The sequence below is a fragment of the Streptomyces sp. NPDC001902 genome (assembly GCF_042891295.1).
Classification (GTDB): Bacteria; Actinomycetota; Actinomycetes; order Streptomycetales; family Streptomycetaceae; genus Actinacidiphila.
On the sequence record NZ_JBIATA010000050.1, the window covers coordinates 16,647 to 31,701 of the forward strand.

Below are 15,055 nucleotides of genomic sequence, written 5' to 3' on the forward strand. Positions count from 1 at the left end.
GACCGGCCGCCGCGGCCGCCGGCCGCATGTGGCACTGTCGTAGGCCGAACCCCGCTCGCGAGGGACAGGAGACCGATGTGGCCGAGACGAGGCCGGCCGAGGTGATGGCCGAGCTGGCCGCGCTGGAGGACCCCAAGACCCGCGCGGTGAACGAGAGGCACGGCGACGACCACGGTGTGAACCTCGGCAAGCTGCGCGCCCTCGCGAAGCGGCTGAAGACGCAGCAGGAACTCGCCTGCGGGCTCTGGGAGACGGACGACACCGCGGCGCGACTGCTGGCGATCCTGATCTGCCGCCCCAAGGCGTTCGGGCGCGGCGAGCTGGACGTCATGCTGCGCGAGGCGCGCGCGCCCAAGGTGCACGACTGGCTCGTGAACTACGTGGTGAAGAAGAACCCGCACGCCGAAGAGCTGCGGGTGGCCTGGCTGGCCGACCCGGATCCCGTGGTGGCGAGCGCCGGATGGGCGCTGACCACCGAACGCGTGGCGAAGAAGCCCGACGGCCTGGACCTCCCGGGGCTGCTCGACGCCATCGAGGCGGACATGAAGGACGCCCCGGACCGCCTGCAGTGGGCGATGAACCACTGCCTGGCCCAGATCGGGATCGAGCACCCCGAGCTCCGCGCCCGCGCCGTCGACATCGGCGAGCGCCTGGAGGTGCTCAAGGACTACCCGACCTCCCCGGGGTGCACGTCCCCGTTCGCGCCGGCCTGGATCACCGAGATGGTCCGCCGGCGGCACGGTGCGGCGGCGGGCTGACCCGCGGAGCGACCGGTGCGGGGGTTCGGCATGGATCAGGCCCGCAGGTAGGCCAGGACGGCCAGGACGCGGCGGTGGGTCTCGTCGGCCGGGGGGAGGTCGAGCTTGGCGAGGATGCTGCCGATGTGCTTGCCCACGGCCGCCTCGGAGACGACCAGGTGGCGCGCGATCGCGCCGTTCGACCTGCCCTCCGCGACCAGCGCCAGCACTTCCCGTTCACGCGGGGTGAGCCGCTGCAGCGGATCGCGGCGGCGGCGCAGCAACTGCCGTACGACCTCGGGGTCGACGACCGTGCCGCCCGCGGCGACCTCGCACAGCGCCTCGACGAACTCCTCGACCTGGCCGACCCGGTCCTTCAGCAGGTATCCGAGGCCCGTTCCGTCGCCGGAGTCCAGCAACTCGGCGGCGTAGGCGCGCTGCACGTACTGACTGAGGACGAGGACGGGCAGGGTGGGCCGCTTCTGCCGCAGCAGCACCGCGGCCCGCAGGCCCTCGTCCTGGAAGCCGGGCGGCATGCGGACGTCCGTCACCACCACGTCGGGGGAGTGCTCGTCGACGGCCGTGACCAGCGCGCCGGCGTCGCCCACGGCGGCCACCACCTCGTGCCCGCAGCGGTCGAGGAGGCCGGTCAGCCCGTCCCGCAGCAGGACGCTGTCCTCGGCCAGCACTACGCGGAGCGCTCGGTCCACTCGCAAGGGATCTCCACACGTAGCAGGGTCGGCCCGCCCCGGGGGCTGGACAGGGAGAGTCTGCCATCCAGTACGGACACCCGGTCGGCGAGCCCGGTCAGCCCGCTGCCCGCAGCGGGCTCGGCGCCGCCCCGGCCGTCGTCGCGCACCTGGAGGAAGAGCCGCCCGTCGCGGTGCCCGCCGCTCACCTCGGCGCGGTCGGCGGCGCTGTGCCGGGCGACGTTGGCGAGGGCCTCGCGCACCACGAAGTACGCGGCGGCCTCGACCGCCCGGGGCAGCCGTCCGGGCAGTTCCACGTCGACGTCGACGGGGACGGCGGAGCGGTCGGCGGCGTCGGCGACGGCCGCCGCCAGGCCGAAGTCGGCCAGGACCCGGGGGTGGATGCCGTGGATGAGCTCGCGCAGTTCCTCCAGGGCCCTGCCCGCCTCGTCGTGGGCCGTGGCGAGCCGGTCGGCCAGCGGGCCGGGCGGCGCGTCCATGCGGGCCAGCCCCAGGGCCATGGACAGGGCGACGAGGCGTTGCTGCGCCCCGTCGTGGAGGTCCCGTTCGATCCTGCGCCGCTCCGCCTCGAAGGCGTCCACCAGGCGCACGCGGGAGCGGGTCAGTTCGACGATCCGGGCGCCCAGGTCCCGGTCGCGCGGGGCGACGAGGAGCCGGGCGAGGCCGGCCCTGGCGCCCGCGGCGGCGCCCAGGACGTACGCGCCGAGCGCGAGCAGCAGCAGCCCCAGGACGGCGGTGCCCCACGCCGCGGGCCACGTGGTGACGCTCCACTGCTTGAGCACCTTCGCCTCGTGGCCCTCCCCGGCGGTGGCCATCAGCACCGGAGTCGCGACCAGGGAGACCGGCACCGCCAGCGCGACGGTGACCAGGAGGGCGTCCACCGGCCACAGCAGACCCGCGAACAGCAGGGCGTAGCCGAGCTCCCGCCACGTCGCCCGCTCCCGCAGCCGGGTGGTCAGCCAGGCCCACAACCCTCCCTCGGCGGGCGGCACATGGGGTCCCGGCGCGGGATCACGGTCGACCAGGCGCAGCCGGCCCCGCTCCAGCACGGCGACGGGAAGACCCGCGAGCGCGGTGAGCACGAGCAACGGCAGGCCCACCAGCACGACTGCGAGGGCGGCCCCGGCGGCCGCCGCGGTCACGATCCCCACGAGGGTGACGGCGCCCGCGACCACCCCGGTCAGCAGGTACGCCAGCGAGCGCCACGGCCACGCGGACAGCAGGAACCCCGGTCCGGACATCGCCTGCCACACATTCCTGGGTTGCATGCGGATCACCGTAGGACCCGGGCGCGGGTCCGGACCATCGGGCCGGCGGGAGGACCGGGGGTATGCCTGGCCCTACCCCGGATCTCGCCCCTGCCGCACTGCGCCGGACCCGTCCCACGGGATTTCGTGGAGCCGTCCGGGAGGCGCCGCGTCCCGGAGCACGCCGCCCCGCCGGGCGCGGCGGAGAACCGGCACCGAACGAGTGGGGACAGATGAACGACGACGCCATCCGATTGCGCTCCGTCAGCAGGCGGCACGGCTGCGGCGACAACGCCGTGACGGCCCTCGACGAGGTCTCCCTCGCCTTTCCCAGCGGGTCCTTCACCGCCGTCATGGGGCCCTCCGGCTCGGGCAAGTCGACCCTCCTGCAGTGCGCCGCGGGCCTGGACCGGCCCACGTCGGGGTCGGTCCTCCTCGGCGGCACCGACCTCACCGGTCTCGGTGAGAGGCAGTTGACCCTGCTGCGCCGTGAACGCATCGGGTTCGTCTTCCAGGCGTTCAACCTGCTGCCGTCGCTGACCGCCGAGCAGAACGCCGCGCTCCCCCTGCGCCTGGCCGGCCGCCGGCCCTCCCGGGCGCGGGTGCGTGACGTGCTGCGGCAGGTCGGGCTCGGCGACCGCGCCGGGCACCGGCCGTCGGAGCTGTCGGGCGGGCAGCAGCAACGCGTCGCCCTGGCACGTGCGTTGATCACCCGCCCCGAGGTGCTGTTCGGCGACGAACCGACCGGCGCCCTGGACTCGCGGACCAGCCGCGAGGTGCTGACCCTGCTGCGCGGCATGGCCGACCACGAGGGCCAGACCGTCGTGATGGTCACCCACGACCCGGTCGCCGCCTCCTACGCCGACCGCGTCGTGTTCCTCGTCGACGGCCGCGTCAACGGCGAACTGGCCGCGGCGGGCGCCGACGTCATCGCCGCGCGCATGACCGGGCTGGAGGCCGTGCCGTGCTGAGCCTCGCCCTGCACACCCTGCGCACCCGCTGGGTCACCTTCGCCGGCAGCTTCGTCGCGCTGTCGCTGGGGGTCGCGCTGCTGGCCGTGATGGGGCTGGTCCTCGCCTCCTCCCAGGACGCGCCGGTACGGGGGCCGGAACGCTTCGCGGCGGCGCCGGTCGTGGTCCGCGGCCAGGACACCCTGCGCGTGGCCACGCCGAGGGGCGAGCGGACGCAGCCGCTCGCGCAGCCGCGTGCCGTACCCGCCGCGACCCTCGCCGGGCTGCGGCGGCTCGGCACGGTGGTCGAGGACCGGTCCTTCCCCGTACGGGCCGAGGGCGGGCCCGGCGACCTCGTGGGACACCCCTGGTCCACCGCGGCGTTCGCCCCGTACCGGCTCAGTGCGGGACGCGCGCCCCGCGCCGCCGACGAGGTCGTCGTGACCGGCGGCTGGGCCACGCCGGGCGCACGGGTGCGCACCGACCGGGGCACCGTCCGCGTCGTGGGCACCGTGCCCGGCCGCGGGTTCGAACACGCCGTGTTCTACACCGACGCGCGCGCCGCCCGACTGTGCCCCGTCAGCGTGCAGTTGGTGGCCGATGCGGACGCCGCCGCGGTACGGGACGCCGTCCGCGGCAGCGGCGCCCGGGTGCTGACCGGGAACGAGCGCCGTCACGCCGACGCCGACCCCGGCCGGGACGCCGAGGCGGTGACCGCGCTGAACGCCCTGTTCGGCACCGCCGGCGGCGTCACCGCCTTCGTGTCGGTGTTCGTCGTGGCGTCCACGTTCGCCTTCGCGGTCGCCCAGCGGCGCCGCGAGTTCGGGCTGCTGCGCACCGCGGGCGCCACCCCGGGCCTGCTGCGCCGCATGGTGCTGACCGAGTCCCTCCTGGTCGGCGTGCTCGCCTCGGCGGCGGGCTGCGCGCTCGGCGGGTACGCCGCGCCGTGGCTGGCCGCGTCGGTGGTCGACGGCGGACTGGCACCGGGCTGGTTCGCCGTCGGCGACCACACCTGGCCGTACCACGCCGCGTTCTGGACGGGCCTGCTCGTCGCCCTCGGAGGGGCGGCCGCGGCCTCGTGGCGGGCCGGCCGCACCGGCCCGGCCCAGGCGCTGCGCGAGGCCTCCGTGGACACCGGGGCGATGACGTGGGGCCGGTGGCTGTCCGGCGGCGGGCTGCTGCTGACCGCCGTGGTGACCCTCTGCGTCACGCTGTACGGCGACCCCGGCGACCTGCTGCACCGCAAGACGTACGTGAGCCGGCCGATGCTGCTGATCACCGCGACCGCGCTGCTCGCACCCGTCGTGCTGCGCCCGCTGACCAGGCTGCTCGCCCGGGCCTCGGGCCTGCTGCCCGGCGCGGCCGGCATGCTGGTGGGCGAGAACGCCGCCGCCGGCGTGCGCCGTACCGCCGCGGTCGCCTCGCCCGTGCTGGTGGTGGTCGCCCTCACGGGCTCGTTGCTCGGCGCCACCGCCACGCTCGGCCGTGCCGAGGCCGCCGAGGCGCGCGAGCGGACCACCGCCGCCTTCGTCCTCGTCGCACCGGACGGCGCGGGCTTCGGCACCCGGACCCTGGAGCGTCTGCGCGACGTCCCCGGGACGCAGGTGTCACCGACCGCGTCGAGCGCGGTGTACGTCCTGGAGGACGGCCCGGCGCTGATCAGGTCCGAGGCGCACGCCGCCGACCCCCGGGCCCTCGCCGCCACCAGCCGGCTGCCGCTCGTCGAGGGGAAGGTGAGCGACCTGGACGACGGGTCGATCGTCGTCAACGAGGAATGGGAACGGCACTCCGTCGGGCAGAGCGTCCGGGTGTGGCTCGGGAACGGCACCGGCAGGACGCTGCGCATCGCGGCGGTGATGGCCACCGGCACGGGCGGGAACGGCGTCTACGTCACCCCCGCCAACGCCCCCGGCGCTCCCGTCGACCGGGTGGACGTCGCCCTGGCCCAGGGCGCCGACCCCGGCGCGGTGGCCGCCGCGCTGCGCGAGGCGGTGCAGCCGTCCGGCGGCCGGGCGCTGACCCGGGACGCGTGGCTCGCGGCCGCCCGGCCCGGGAACGACCGCACGACCCGGCTCGGCTTCCTGCTCGTCCTCGGCATCGCCCTGCTGTACACCGCCATCTCCCTGGTCAACACCATGGTGATGGCCACCTCCGACCGGGTCCGCGAGCTGGCCGTGCTGCGGCTGGCCGGGGCCACGCGGCGGCAGGTGCTGCGGCTGGTGGGCGCCGAGTCCCTGGTGGTCGTCGCGGTCGGCGCGCTGCTGGGCCTGGCCGTCGCCGCACTCAACCTCGCCGGGATGCGCTGCGCGTTGGCCCTGCTGTCGGTGGACAGCCCGATCGCACTGCCGTGGACGGCCGTCGGTGCGGCCGTGGGCGCGTGCGCGGTGCTCGCGGTCGCCGCCGCGACCGTCCCGGCCGCGCTGGCCGTGCGGGGGCCGGCGGCGGCACTGGCCGGGATGCGGGAGTGAACCCCGCGCCGGGCCGCCGCCCGGCGCGGGGCGGCGGGCCCTCGGCGACGTTCACACCGAGGGCCCGTGGGGACACGGAGACGTCCGTGTCCCCGGTGGGCGCGTCAGGCCTGCCAGCCGTATCGGCCGCGGGCCTGCTCCACCGTCTGCGGGGTGACCGCTCCGGCGCGCGCCAACCGGTCCAGGGCGGCCACCACGATCGACCCGGCGTCCACCCGGAAGTAGCGGCGCGCCGCCTCCCGGGTGTCCGACAGGCCGAAGCCGTCCGTGCCGAGGGAGGAGTAGTCCTGCTCGATCCACTGGCTGATCTGGTCGGGCACCTGCCGCATCCAGTCGCTGACCGCCAGGACGGGCCCGGGTGCCCCCGACAGCGCCGAGGTCACGTACGGGACGCGCTCCTCACCACCGATCCGCTGCCGGTCGGCGTCGAGCGCGTCGCGGCGCAGTTCCGTCCAGGAGGTCACCGACCAGACGTCCGCCTGCACCCCCCACTCGGACGCGAGGAGCTCCTGGGCCTCCAGCGCCCAGTGGATCGCCGTGCCGGAGGACAGCAGCTGGATGCGCGGCCCGGCGCCGGGGGACTGCGCCTGCCGGAAGCGGTAGATGCCCCGCAGGATCCCCTCCTCGACCGACGGCCCGTCGGGCATCGCAGGCTGCCGCTTCGACTCGTTGTAGACCGTCAGGTAGTAGAAGACGTCCTCGGGCCGGTCGCCGTACATCCGCCGCAGCCCCTCCCTGACGATCACGGCGATCTCGAAGGCGAAGGCGGGGTCGTAGCTCACGGCGGCGGGGTTGGTGGACGCCAGCAGGTGCGAGTGCCCGTCGGCGTGCTGCAGGCCCTCGCCCGTCATCGTCGTACGCCCCGCGGTCGCGCCGACCACGAAGCCCCGCCCCAACTGGTCGGCCAGGGCCCAGAACTGGTCGCCCGTCCGCTGGAACCCGAACATCGCGTAGAAGATGTAGAACGGGATCATGGGCTCGCCGTGCGTGGCGTAGGCCGTCGCGGCGGCCGTGAACTCCGCCATCGACCCGGCCTCGGTGATCCCCTCGTCGATCAGCTGCCCGTTCTCGGCCTCGCGGTAGTGCAGCAACTGGTCGGCGTCGACGGGCTCGTAGGTCTGGCCGTCGGGGGAGTAGATCCCGGCCGTCGGGAAGAGGGACTCCATGCCGAACGTCCGCGCCTCGTCGGGGATGATCGGCACCCAGCGCCGTCCCGTGTCGGGGTCGCGCATGAGGTCCTTGACCAGCCGCACGAGCGCCATGGTGGTGGCCACCTCCTGCTTGCCGAAGCCCTTGCGCAGGGCCTCGAAGGGCGCGGCCGGCGGCTGCTCGAGCGGCTTGGCGACCACCCTGCGCACCGGCGCGGGGCCGCCCAGGGCCGCCCGCCGCTCCCGCAGGTAGCGCACCTCCTCGGAGTCCTCGCCGGGGTGCCAGTACGGGACCAGGTCCCCGCTGAGCGCGCTGTCCGGGATGGGCAGCTCCAACGTGTCGCGCATCCGGCGGAACTGCGGCATCGTCAGCTTCTTCATCTGGTGGTTGGCGTTGCGCGACTCGAAGTCGGAACCCAGGGTGTGCCCCTTGACGGTCTGGGCGAGGACGACGGTCGGCGCGCCCCGGTGCTCCACGGCGGCGCGGTAGGCGGCGTACACCTTCAGGGGTTCGTGACCGCCCCGGGACTCGGTGAACAGCTCGGATATCCGTCCGTCTGTCAGTCCCGCCGCGATGCGGGCCAGTGCGTTGCCGGTGAAGAAGTGCTCGCGTGCGTAGGCCGCGTCCCGGGCGGCGTACGTCTGCATCTGGGCGTCGGGCACCTCGCCGAGCCGCCGCACCAGGGCCCCCTCCGTGTCCTGCGCCAGCAGCGGGTCCCAGGCCTCGCCCCACAGGGACTTGACCACGTTCCAGCCCGCGCCGCGGAACCGGCCCTCGAGTTCCCGCACGATGCTGGAGTTGGACCGTACCGGCCCGTCCAGGCGCTGCAGGTTGCAGTTGACGACGAAGGTCAGGTTGTCGAGACCCTCGCGCGCGGCGAGCGCCAGCGCGGCCAGCGACTCGGGCTCGTCCACCTCGCCGTCCCCGAGGAACGCCCACACCCGCGACGCGGACGTGTCCTTGATGCCGCGGGCGTGGAGGTAGCGGTTGAACCTGGCCTGGTAGACGGCCGCGAGGGGGCCGAGACCCATGGAGACGGTGGGGAACTCCCACAGCCACGGCAGGCGCCGGGGGTGCGGGTAGGACGGCAGGCCGTGGCCGTCGGCCTCACGGCGGTAGCCGTCGAGTTGCTCCTCGCCCAGCCTGCCCTCCAGGAACGCGCGGGCGTAGATGCCGGGTGACGCGTGCCCCTGCACGAACAGCTGGTCGCCCGAACCTCCCCCGGAGCCTTCGGCCCGGGGGGAGCCCCGGTCCTTGCCCTTGAAGAAGTGCTGGAAGCCGACCTCGTAGAGCCAGGCCGCCGACGCGTACGTCGCGATGTGGCCCCCCAGGCCCAGGCGGGAGGCGCGGGTGACCATGGCCGCCGCGTTCCACCGGTTCAGCGCGGTGATCCGGGACTCCATCGCGAGGTCGCCGGGGAAGGCCGGCTGGGCCGCCGCGGGGATCGTGTTGACGGGTTCCGTGGACAGCAGCCCGGGGACCGGCACCCCGGACGCCGCCGCGTACTCGTGGACGCGCCGCAGCAGGTAGGCGGCCCGGTCGGGACCGGCGTGCCGGATGACGGCGTCGAGCGACGCCCGCCATTCCGCGGTCTCCTCGGCGTCGCGGTCGGGCAACCGGTCGAGGGGGCTGGGCGAGGGGGAGTGCGCGGACTGCGCCGGATCACTCATGGCGGCCTTCCTGTCGGGACAAGGGGAGGGGAGGGCGGCGGCCGTGGAGGGGGACTCGCGGACGGCGGCCGCCGGAGACGGGGCGGGCGCGGACGGGTGCCGCGGGTGCCGCGGGCGTCACCGCTGCGTGAGCCACTCGCGGAACGTCGTGCGGCCCACGTGGGCGTCCGCTCCGGGGAGCAGCGACCGTCGCTGCAGCTCGGCGCCGAAGAACCACGCGTGCTCGTCGGTGACGACGTTCCGGGCGTCGCCCGTGGCGGTCAGCAGGTCGGCGGTGAGCTCGTCGAGCGCGAACTCCTGCGGCCCGGCGACCTCCAGGGTGCCGAACAGCGGCACCCCCACCGCCACGCGCGCGACCGCCGCCGCGATGTCGTCCGCCGACACGGGCCGCACCAGGGCGGGTGCCACGCGCACCTCGCCGTCCTGGTCCGCGCCCGCCACGGCCATCGCCTCGACGCATTCGAAGGACAGGGCGGCACGGACGATCGAGTGGGGGACCGGGGAGCGCCGCACCTGCTCCTCCAGCAGCAGCTTCGCGCGGAAGTAGCCCGACAGCAGTCGCTCGGCCCCCGTGAAGGAGAGGACCACATGGTGCTCGACCCCCGCCGCCTCGGCCGCGGCCAGCAAGCGCGCGGTGGCGGTGCGGAAGTACTGCAGGCTGACCGGTTCGGCGGGCGAGGGCGTGTCGGTGACGTCGACCACGATGTCGGCGCCGCGCAGTGTCCCGGCGAGGTCCCTGTCCGTGACGGCTCCGGGCCGGTCGCAGTCGGGCAGGGGGACGACCTCCACCCCGTGGTCCCGCAGCCTGGCGACCGTCCTGGAACCGAGCAGACCGCCGGCCCCTGCGACAACGACTCTCATCCGGGTCCCTTTCGTCCGCGGGGCCGTCGGCCCTCCGATGTCCTCGTGACGGCGCAGCCGGCCGCTCCACCTGCTGTGACCGCGCCCGTGCCGCGGTTGTGACACCACCGGGGGACGGCTCCTGCGAGCGGTGGGGGAGGCGCGAAGGCGGGGGACGTCACACCGGCGGGTGCTGTCCGGTCGTATGGAGGAGCAGCGACGTCCGCCCGGAAGGGACGACGGTGGTGGCCATCGCCGGCCGATGTCGGTACCTCGGCCGTGCGCGACGGCGACATGCCATCATTTCCGCACAATTCGGGCACAATCATGGAGGTGCAGCGCAGTGTCGGAGACACAGGGCAGCAGCAACGAGCAGCCGCGGTCGGAGGCCTGGAAGACGGCGGTGACGATGCTGCAGGACGCCAAGCCGCCCTTCATCCCCGAGGGCGCCTCGGGGATGACGATCGCCGTCGAGTGGCCCCCCGGCGACCCCGGGACCCCGCCCCACCGCCACTCGGGGCCGGCCTTCGGGTACGTGCTCGAAGGAGCGGTCCGGTTCGAGCTCGAAGGCGAGCCGGAACGGATCGTCAAGGCCGGTGAGACGTTCTGGGAGCCGGGTGGGGACGTCATCCACTACCAGGACGGCAACGCCCTGCCGGACGCGCGGACCCGGTTCGTCGTGACCATGCTGTGCGCGCCCGGCCGGCCGATGCTCACCCTGGTCGACGACGCCGAACTGGCCCAGCGCGCCCACCTGCGCGCCCCGCGCCCACCGCGGACCGGCGCGTGACCACTTCCGCACCGGACGGCGGAGCGCAGCAGGAGTGCGGGCCGCGCTACGGCGGACTGCGGGCCGACGCGGTGCGCAACCGCCGCAGGATCCGTACGGCCGCCGCCGACTTGCTCGCCGAACAGGGCGCGGGCGTGTCGCTGGACCGGATAGCCCGCCTGGCCGGGGTCAGCAACGCGACGCTCTACCGCCACTACGCCAGCCGCGAGGAACTGCTGACCGACGTGGCCGAGCAGATCGCGGCCGTGGCCGTGGCCGCCGAAGCACGGCTGGCCACGAGCGATCCTCTGGTCGCGCTCCGCGGTTTCCTGGAAGCCATGGCGTCCGCGCGGCCGGCTGCCTTGTACTGCCTGCCCGAAGGCGCCGCCGACGGGCCGCGGGCCCGCGTGGCCGGCGCCACGCGGCGGCTGCTGTCCCGCGCGCAGCGTTCGGGACGCGTACGTGAGGACGTCACCGCCGAGGACGTCCTCGCCGTCGTGGCCCAACTCGGCCGCCCCCTGCCGGGCGCCACCTGGCGGGCCACCGAGGACAGGTGCCCGCGCCTGGTCCGCCAGTACGTGGACGGCCTGGTCGTGCCCGCCTCCCGGACGCCGCACGAGCCGTACCACCTGCCCCGGCGCTGAGCCGGGGCGCGTTCCGCGCCCTCCCCGCGCCCTCCCTGCCCCCGGCCGGATCACCGGCCGGGGTGGGAACCTGGACCCCATCGTCGGCAGCGGAACCGGCATCCTCCGGGGCGAGCTCCGGCGCAACGGCGAGATGGTCTCCGACTACCCCTTCACGGACGTCACGGTTCCACAGGACCCGACTCCCTCGGACCACGTGCTGAAGGCCACCTACGACCGCGACCCCGCCCTCAGCGACATCTCCGCCGGCAATTCCGCGGAGTGGCGGTTCCGCTCCGCCGGTACCGAGCAGCCCAAGTCGCTCCCGCTGTACGCGGTCCGCATGTCGCCGGAGCTCGACGAGTGGCCCCGCGCGGGAGCCGGCAGCACGCTGGAGATCCCGGCCTGCATCCAGCGTGAGGCGGGGGCCCCGGTGTCCGCCGCCCGCATGTTCACCGTCGAGGTCTCCTACGACGAGGGCAAGACCTGGCAGCGCGCCGAGGTCAAGGGCTCGGGCATGCATCGCACCGTGAAGGTGTCCCACCCGAAGCGCTTCTCGGGCGGTGCCGTGTCCCTGCGCACCTTCGTCGAGGATGCCGCGGGCAACTCCTTCAGGCAGACCGTGCTCAAGGCCTATCCCATCAAGTGACGGGCCGTGCACCCGCTGACCCGGGCCCGCCGGACGACCGTCCGGCGGACCCGGCGTAGGTCCGGTTGCCCGGCTCCGCCCGCACGGTCAGCGCGACGCCCCCTGGGGAACGATGTGCTCCAGCACGAAGCCGGTCACGACGTCCGCGAACCGCCCGGGGCGCTCGAAGTGCGCCAGGTGGCCCGTGTCCTCCAGGACGGCAAGCCGCGCACCGGGGATCCGCTCGTGGATCATCCGTGCCCACCGCGGTCCGCAGATGAAGTCGTCCGCGCCGACCAGCACCAGCGTGGGCGCCGTGATGCCGGACAGCCGCTCGCGGACGTCGAAGGCGGGGCCCTCGCCGAGGGAGGGTTCGGCGTACATGCGCAGGGACCCGCGCGCGGGCCCGAACTCGTCCTCGCGTCCCCAGTAGTCGACGACGTACGCCGGCAGGATCGTGCGCAGGCAGTCGGTGGCGCCGTCGTCGTCGAGCTGCCCGAGCGGCGCCGTCAGGGCCTCCACGTAGGTGGCGACCTCGGGGTGGTCCGCGACATGACGGCGGGCGAACCGCTCCATGTTGGCCACGGCGTCCGCCCAGAACTCCTCGCCGGTCACGGGGGACGTGTCGTACAGGACGAGGGAGCCGAGGTGCTCCGGGTGCTCCAGCGCGTACTGCTGGGCGACGAAACCGCCGTACGAATGGCCGAGCAGCGTCACCGAGGGCTGCGCGAGGTGCTCGATCACAGCGTTCACGAAGCGCGTGTACGTCGCCAAGGTGTAGTCGCGCGGGTCGGGCAGGCGTCCGGACGCGCCGGTGCCGACGGGCTCGACGTACACCATCGTGAACGCACGCTCCAGGAGCGGCATGCGCAGGTACTCCCAGCCGATGCCGGGCCCGCCCGAGAGGGCGAGGCACACCGGGCCCCCGGCGCCGGCCACGTGGTACCGCTGCGCGACGGCGGCGCCCTTGTGGTCGACGGTGATCGTGTGGGTACCCGGGGCGAGTGGCCCGCCCGTGCTGTCGGCGGCGCGAGGGAGGGCAGCGGGAGAGGAGGAAGAGTTCACACTGTTCACATGCTGTGTCACAGCGTCAGTCTACGTCTGCGTCCGGGCGCGCGATGTCCGGCAGGCTGGGCAGGTCGCGCAGGGACTCGTTCACGGCTTCCAGCCGGGCGTCCACCGCGGTGATCTCCTCCTGCAGCCGATGGACGTGCGCCTCCAGGGCGGCGGCCTCGGCGGCCAGTGACATGACGATCGCCCGCACGTCGGGGGCGCCATCGGTGTTCGGGAGCATCGTTGTCCTTCCAGGCGGAACAGCCGTCGAGACGCGAACGGCCGGAGGAGGGGGGCAGGGGAAACCCCCTCCTCCGGCCGCTCACCCGGCGCGGAGCGCCGGTCAAGCACACTCTTGACCGTTCAGCCGCCGGGATTGTGACAACGGAGCGCCAAGGCCTCCTGGCCCCGGGTCGTCAGCCGGCGGCCCGGTACAGGCCGCGCCCGGCGCGCTGGACCCTGGAGCCGCCCACCAGCCGGTCGAGCGTGCTGCGCACCGCGTTGATGCTGCCGGCGTTCTCGTCCCGGCCGAGAGCCGCCGCGACCTCGCGCGCCCGCACCTCCGACCCGCCTGTTGTGGCGAGGTAGTCGAGGATCTGCTCGGTGAGCCTGCCGTAGCCGCCCGCCGCGGAAGTGCCGTTCCGTTCCGAGGTGCCGTCCTCGGCTTCCTCGGACTGCGCTTCAGCGGTCCGTGCTTCCCCGGTCCGTGCTTCCCCGGTCCTCTCCTCCTCGGCCCTCGCTTCCTCGACCTCCACGACGGGAGGCTGCCGTTCCTCGACCTGGGTGCCCGCGGCCGCGAGGGCGGGAGCCGTGACCGCCAGGTGGCCGAGCGCGCCGAGAGCCCTTCGCACCGATCCCAGGTGGGCGACGACCGCCGCCAACTCCCGTTCGAGTGCCTGCTTCTGCAGCTCGAGGCGCTGCAGTTCTCCCTGCAGGGCTCCGGCCGTGACCTGGAGATCCTCGGTCGTGTGCGCTGCTGAGACCATGTGTCCTCTCATTCCCGGCCCCTGGGGGCCAACGTCCGCGCACACAGATTAGTACGGCGAACACACGCGGTGACCACGCGGGACTCCAACGGCGGTGTCCCGGACTACGGATCCACCACGGTGACCTCGCCGACGTCCTCTGCGTCGGCCGCGGAGAGCAGGGCCCGGGTCAGATCGGGGAACCGCTCGTCCAGCTCGGCGCGACGCAGCGTGACGTAGCAGCGCGTCCCCTCCTGGCGGGTCCGTGTGATGCCGGCCTCGCGCAGGATCTTCAGATGGTGGCTCAAGGTGGACTTGGCGACGGGCGCCCGCAACTGGCCCCACCCGCGTTCCCTGCCGTCGGCCAGCACGCGCACGATCCCGATCCGTGTCGGATCGCTGAGCGCGGCGAGGACGCGCGGCAGGCTCATCTCGCTCGCCTCGTGGGAATGCTGGTCCGCCATGGCGTCACGATAACCCGAATGTTCGAAGAATGTCGAACCCCGACCGGAGGCGGCCTATCCCCGGCGCGCCCGGTACAGGCCACGGCCCGCACGGTCCACGCGCGACGCCCCCACGAGGCGGTCCAGTGTGCTCCGGACGGCGTTGATGCTGCCACTGTCACCGTCGCGCCCGAGGGCCGCGGCGACGTCGCGGGCACGCACCTCGGTGTCACCGGCCTGCTCGAAGAAGTCCATGATCTGCTCGGTGAGCCTGCCGTACGTCGCGCCGGTGCCGGCAGGGGACGTCACGTCCGCAGGGGCGGGGGCGGCGGCCCCAGGGGTGCGGATGACCGACTGGAGGGCGCCCAGGGCCCGCTGCACCGAACCGAGGTGCGCCACGACCGCGGCGAGCTCCCTCTCCAGGGCCTGCCTCTGGGCCTCTAGACGGACCAGATCCTCGTGGAGGCTCTCCGCGGTGTGCTCGACGTTCCGCGCCGCCCGGGTCACCGAAGCCATGTGATCCCCTCACCTCCGTGCGTTCCGCGTTCACACGGATGCACATGGTGCCGACCGATGGGCACCGTTCGTATCCCAATTTACGCGCCGAGGGGCGTGATGTCCCCACTCTTCGGGGAAGGCGTGGGTCAGTCGGTGGGGGTGATGTGGCCGTCGCGGAGTTCCAGGACGCGGTCGGCGAGGGCGAGGAGCTGGGGGTCGTGGGTGGCGACGAGGGCGGTGACGCCTTCGCTGTGGACGACGGCGCGCAGGAGTTCCATGACGGCGCGGCCGGTGTCGGCGTCGAG

15 protein-coding genes and 1 pseudogene are annotated in these 15,055 nt (G+C 74.2%); 6 read left to right on the top strand and 10 right to left on the bottom strand.

All coding sequences use genetic code 11. The annotated features are described in order from the left end of the window. Positions 1–26: 26 nt before the first annotated feature. On the top strand, positions 27–758 hold the full coding sequence (locus ACFYYN_RS42550) for a DNA alkylation repair protein (RefSeq protein WP_500550075.1): 732 nt from the start codon (positions 27–29) through the stop codon (positions 756–758). 35 nt (positions 759–793) lie between these two features. On the opposite strand, the gene ACFYYN_RS42555 is transcribed toward ACFYYN_RS42550, so the two are convergent. Beyond that, positions 794–1,426: a response regulator gene (locus ACFYYN_RS42555; protein ID WP_500550086.1), complete on the bottom strand. Its 633-nt coding sequence runs from the start codon at positions 1,424–1,426 to the stop codon at positions 794–796. Beyond that, entirely contained in the window at positions 1,426–2,715 is a 1,290-nt protein-coding gene (locus tag ACFYYN_RS42560) for a sensor histidine kinase (RefSeq protein WP_500359583.1), read from the bottom strand. The genes ACFYYN_RS42555 and ACFYYN_RS42560 overlap by 1 nt, the downstream gene beginning before the upstream one ends. A 212-nt stretch (positions 2,716–2,927) precedes the next feature. Between ACFYYN_RS42560 and ACFYYN_RS42565 the strand changes: the two genes are divergently transcribed. Then, entirely contained in the window at positions 2,928–3,665 is a 738-nt protein-coding gene (locus ACFYYN_RS42565) for an ABC transporter ATP-binding protein (RefSeq protein WP_500550076.1), read from the top strand. Next, complete coding sequence (locus ACFYYN_RS42570; RefSeq protein ID WP_500550077.1) at positions 3,659–6,112, top strand: ABC transporter permease; 2,454 nt, start codon at positions 3,659–3,661, stop codon at positions 6,110–6,112. The genes ACFYYN_RS42565 and ACFYYN_RS42570 overlap by 7 nt, the downstream gene beginning before the upstream one ends. Before the next feature lie 104 nt (positions 6,113–6,216). On the opposite strand, the gene aceE is transcribed toward ACFYYN_RS42570, so the two are convergent. After that, the gene (aceE, locus tag ACFYYN_RS42575) at positions 6,217–8,931 is read right to left on the bottom strand and encodes a pyruvate dehydrogenase (acetyl-transferring), homodimeric type (protein WP_500550078.1); all 2,715 of its coding nucleotides are present in this window, start codon (positions 8,929–8,931) and stop codon (positions 6,217–6,219) included. 117 nt (positions 8,932–9,048) lie between these two features. Then, a complete protein-coding gene (locus ACFYYN_RS42580; protein ID WP_500550079.1) occupies positions 9,049–9,792 on the bottom strand; it encodes an SDR family oxidoreductase in 744 nt (247 codons plus the stop codon). A 388-nt stretch (positions 9,793–10,180) separates the two neighbouring features. On the opposite strand from ACFYYN_RS42580, the gene ACFYYN_RS42585 reads away from it, so the two are divergent. The 3 genes from ACFYYN_RS42585 to ACFYYN_RS42595 all read left to right on the top strand — a co-directional run bounded on the left by ACFYYN_RS42585 (position 10,181) and on the right by ACFYYN_RS42595 (position 11,812). Then, positions 10,181–10,561 (top strand): cupin domain-containing protein, encoded by a 381-nt coding sequence (locus ACFYYN_RS42585; protein WP_500324241.1) that lies wholly within the window; start codon positions 10,181–10,183, stop codon positions 10,559–10,561. Continuing rightward, the gene (locus ACFYYN_RS42590) at positions 10,558–11,184 is read left to right on the top strand and encodes a TetR/AcrR family transcriptional regulator (protein ID WP_500550080.1); all 627 of its coding nucleotides are present in this window, start codon (positions 10,558–10,560) and stop codon (positions 11,182–11,184) included. Before ACFYYN_RS42585 ends, ACFYYN_RS42590 begins: the two co-directional genes overlap by 4 nt. A gap of 133 nt (positions 11,185–11,317) precedes the next feature. After that, on the top strand, positions 11,318–11,812 hold the full coding sequence (locus tag ACFYYN_RS42595; protein ID WP_500550081.1) for a hypothetical protein: 495 nt from the start codon (positions 11,318–11,320) through the stop codon (positions 11,810–11,812). A gap of 87 nt (positions 11,813–11,899) precedes the next feature. Here the strand turns inward: ACFYYN_RS42595 and ACFYYN_RS42600 are convergent, their stop codons facing one another. From ACFYYN_RS42600 to ACFYYN_RS42625, 6 genes and pseudogenes are all read right to left on the bottom strand, one after another. Further along, complete coding sequence (locus ACFYYN_RS42600) at positions 11,900–12,877, bottom strand: alpha/beta fold hydrolase (RefSeq protein WP_500550082.1); 978 nt, start codon at positions 12,875–12,877, stop codon at positions 11,900–11,902. 4 nt (positions 12,878–12,881) lie between these two features. Further along, on the bottom strand, positions 12,882–13,085 hold the full coding sequence (locus tag ACFYYN_RS42605; RefSeq protein WP_500550083.1) for a hypothetical protein: 204 nt from the start codon (positions 13,083–13,085) through the stop codon (positions 12,882–12,884). Between the two features lie 175 nt (positions 13,086–13,260). Next, entirely contained in the window at positions 13,261–13,830 is a 570-nt protein-coding gene (locus ACFYYN_RS42610; RefSeq protein WP_500550084.1) for a hypothetical protein, read from the bottom strand. Between the two features lie 104 nt (positions 13,831–13,934). Continuing rightward, complete coding sequence (locus tag ACFYYN_RS42615; RefSeq protein ID WP_499509622.1) at positions 13,935–14,273, bottom strand: ArsR/SmtB family transcription factor; 339 nt, start codon at positions 14,271–14,273, stop codon at positions 13,935–13,937. 54 nt (positions 14,274–14,327) lie between these two features. Beyond that, on the bottom strand, positions 14,328–14,768 hold the full coding sequence (locus tag ACFYYN_RS42620; protein ID WP_500550085.1) for a hypothetical protein: 441 nt from the start codon (positions 14,766–14,768) through the stop codon (positions 14,328–14,330). A gap of 128 nt (positions 14,769–14,896) precedes the next feature. Beyond that, positions 14,897–15,055 (bottom strand): annotated as a pseudogene (locus ACFYYN_RS42625) (ABC transporter ATP-binding protein); the annotation flags it as partial.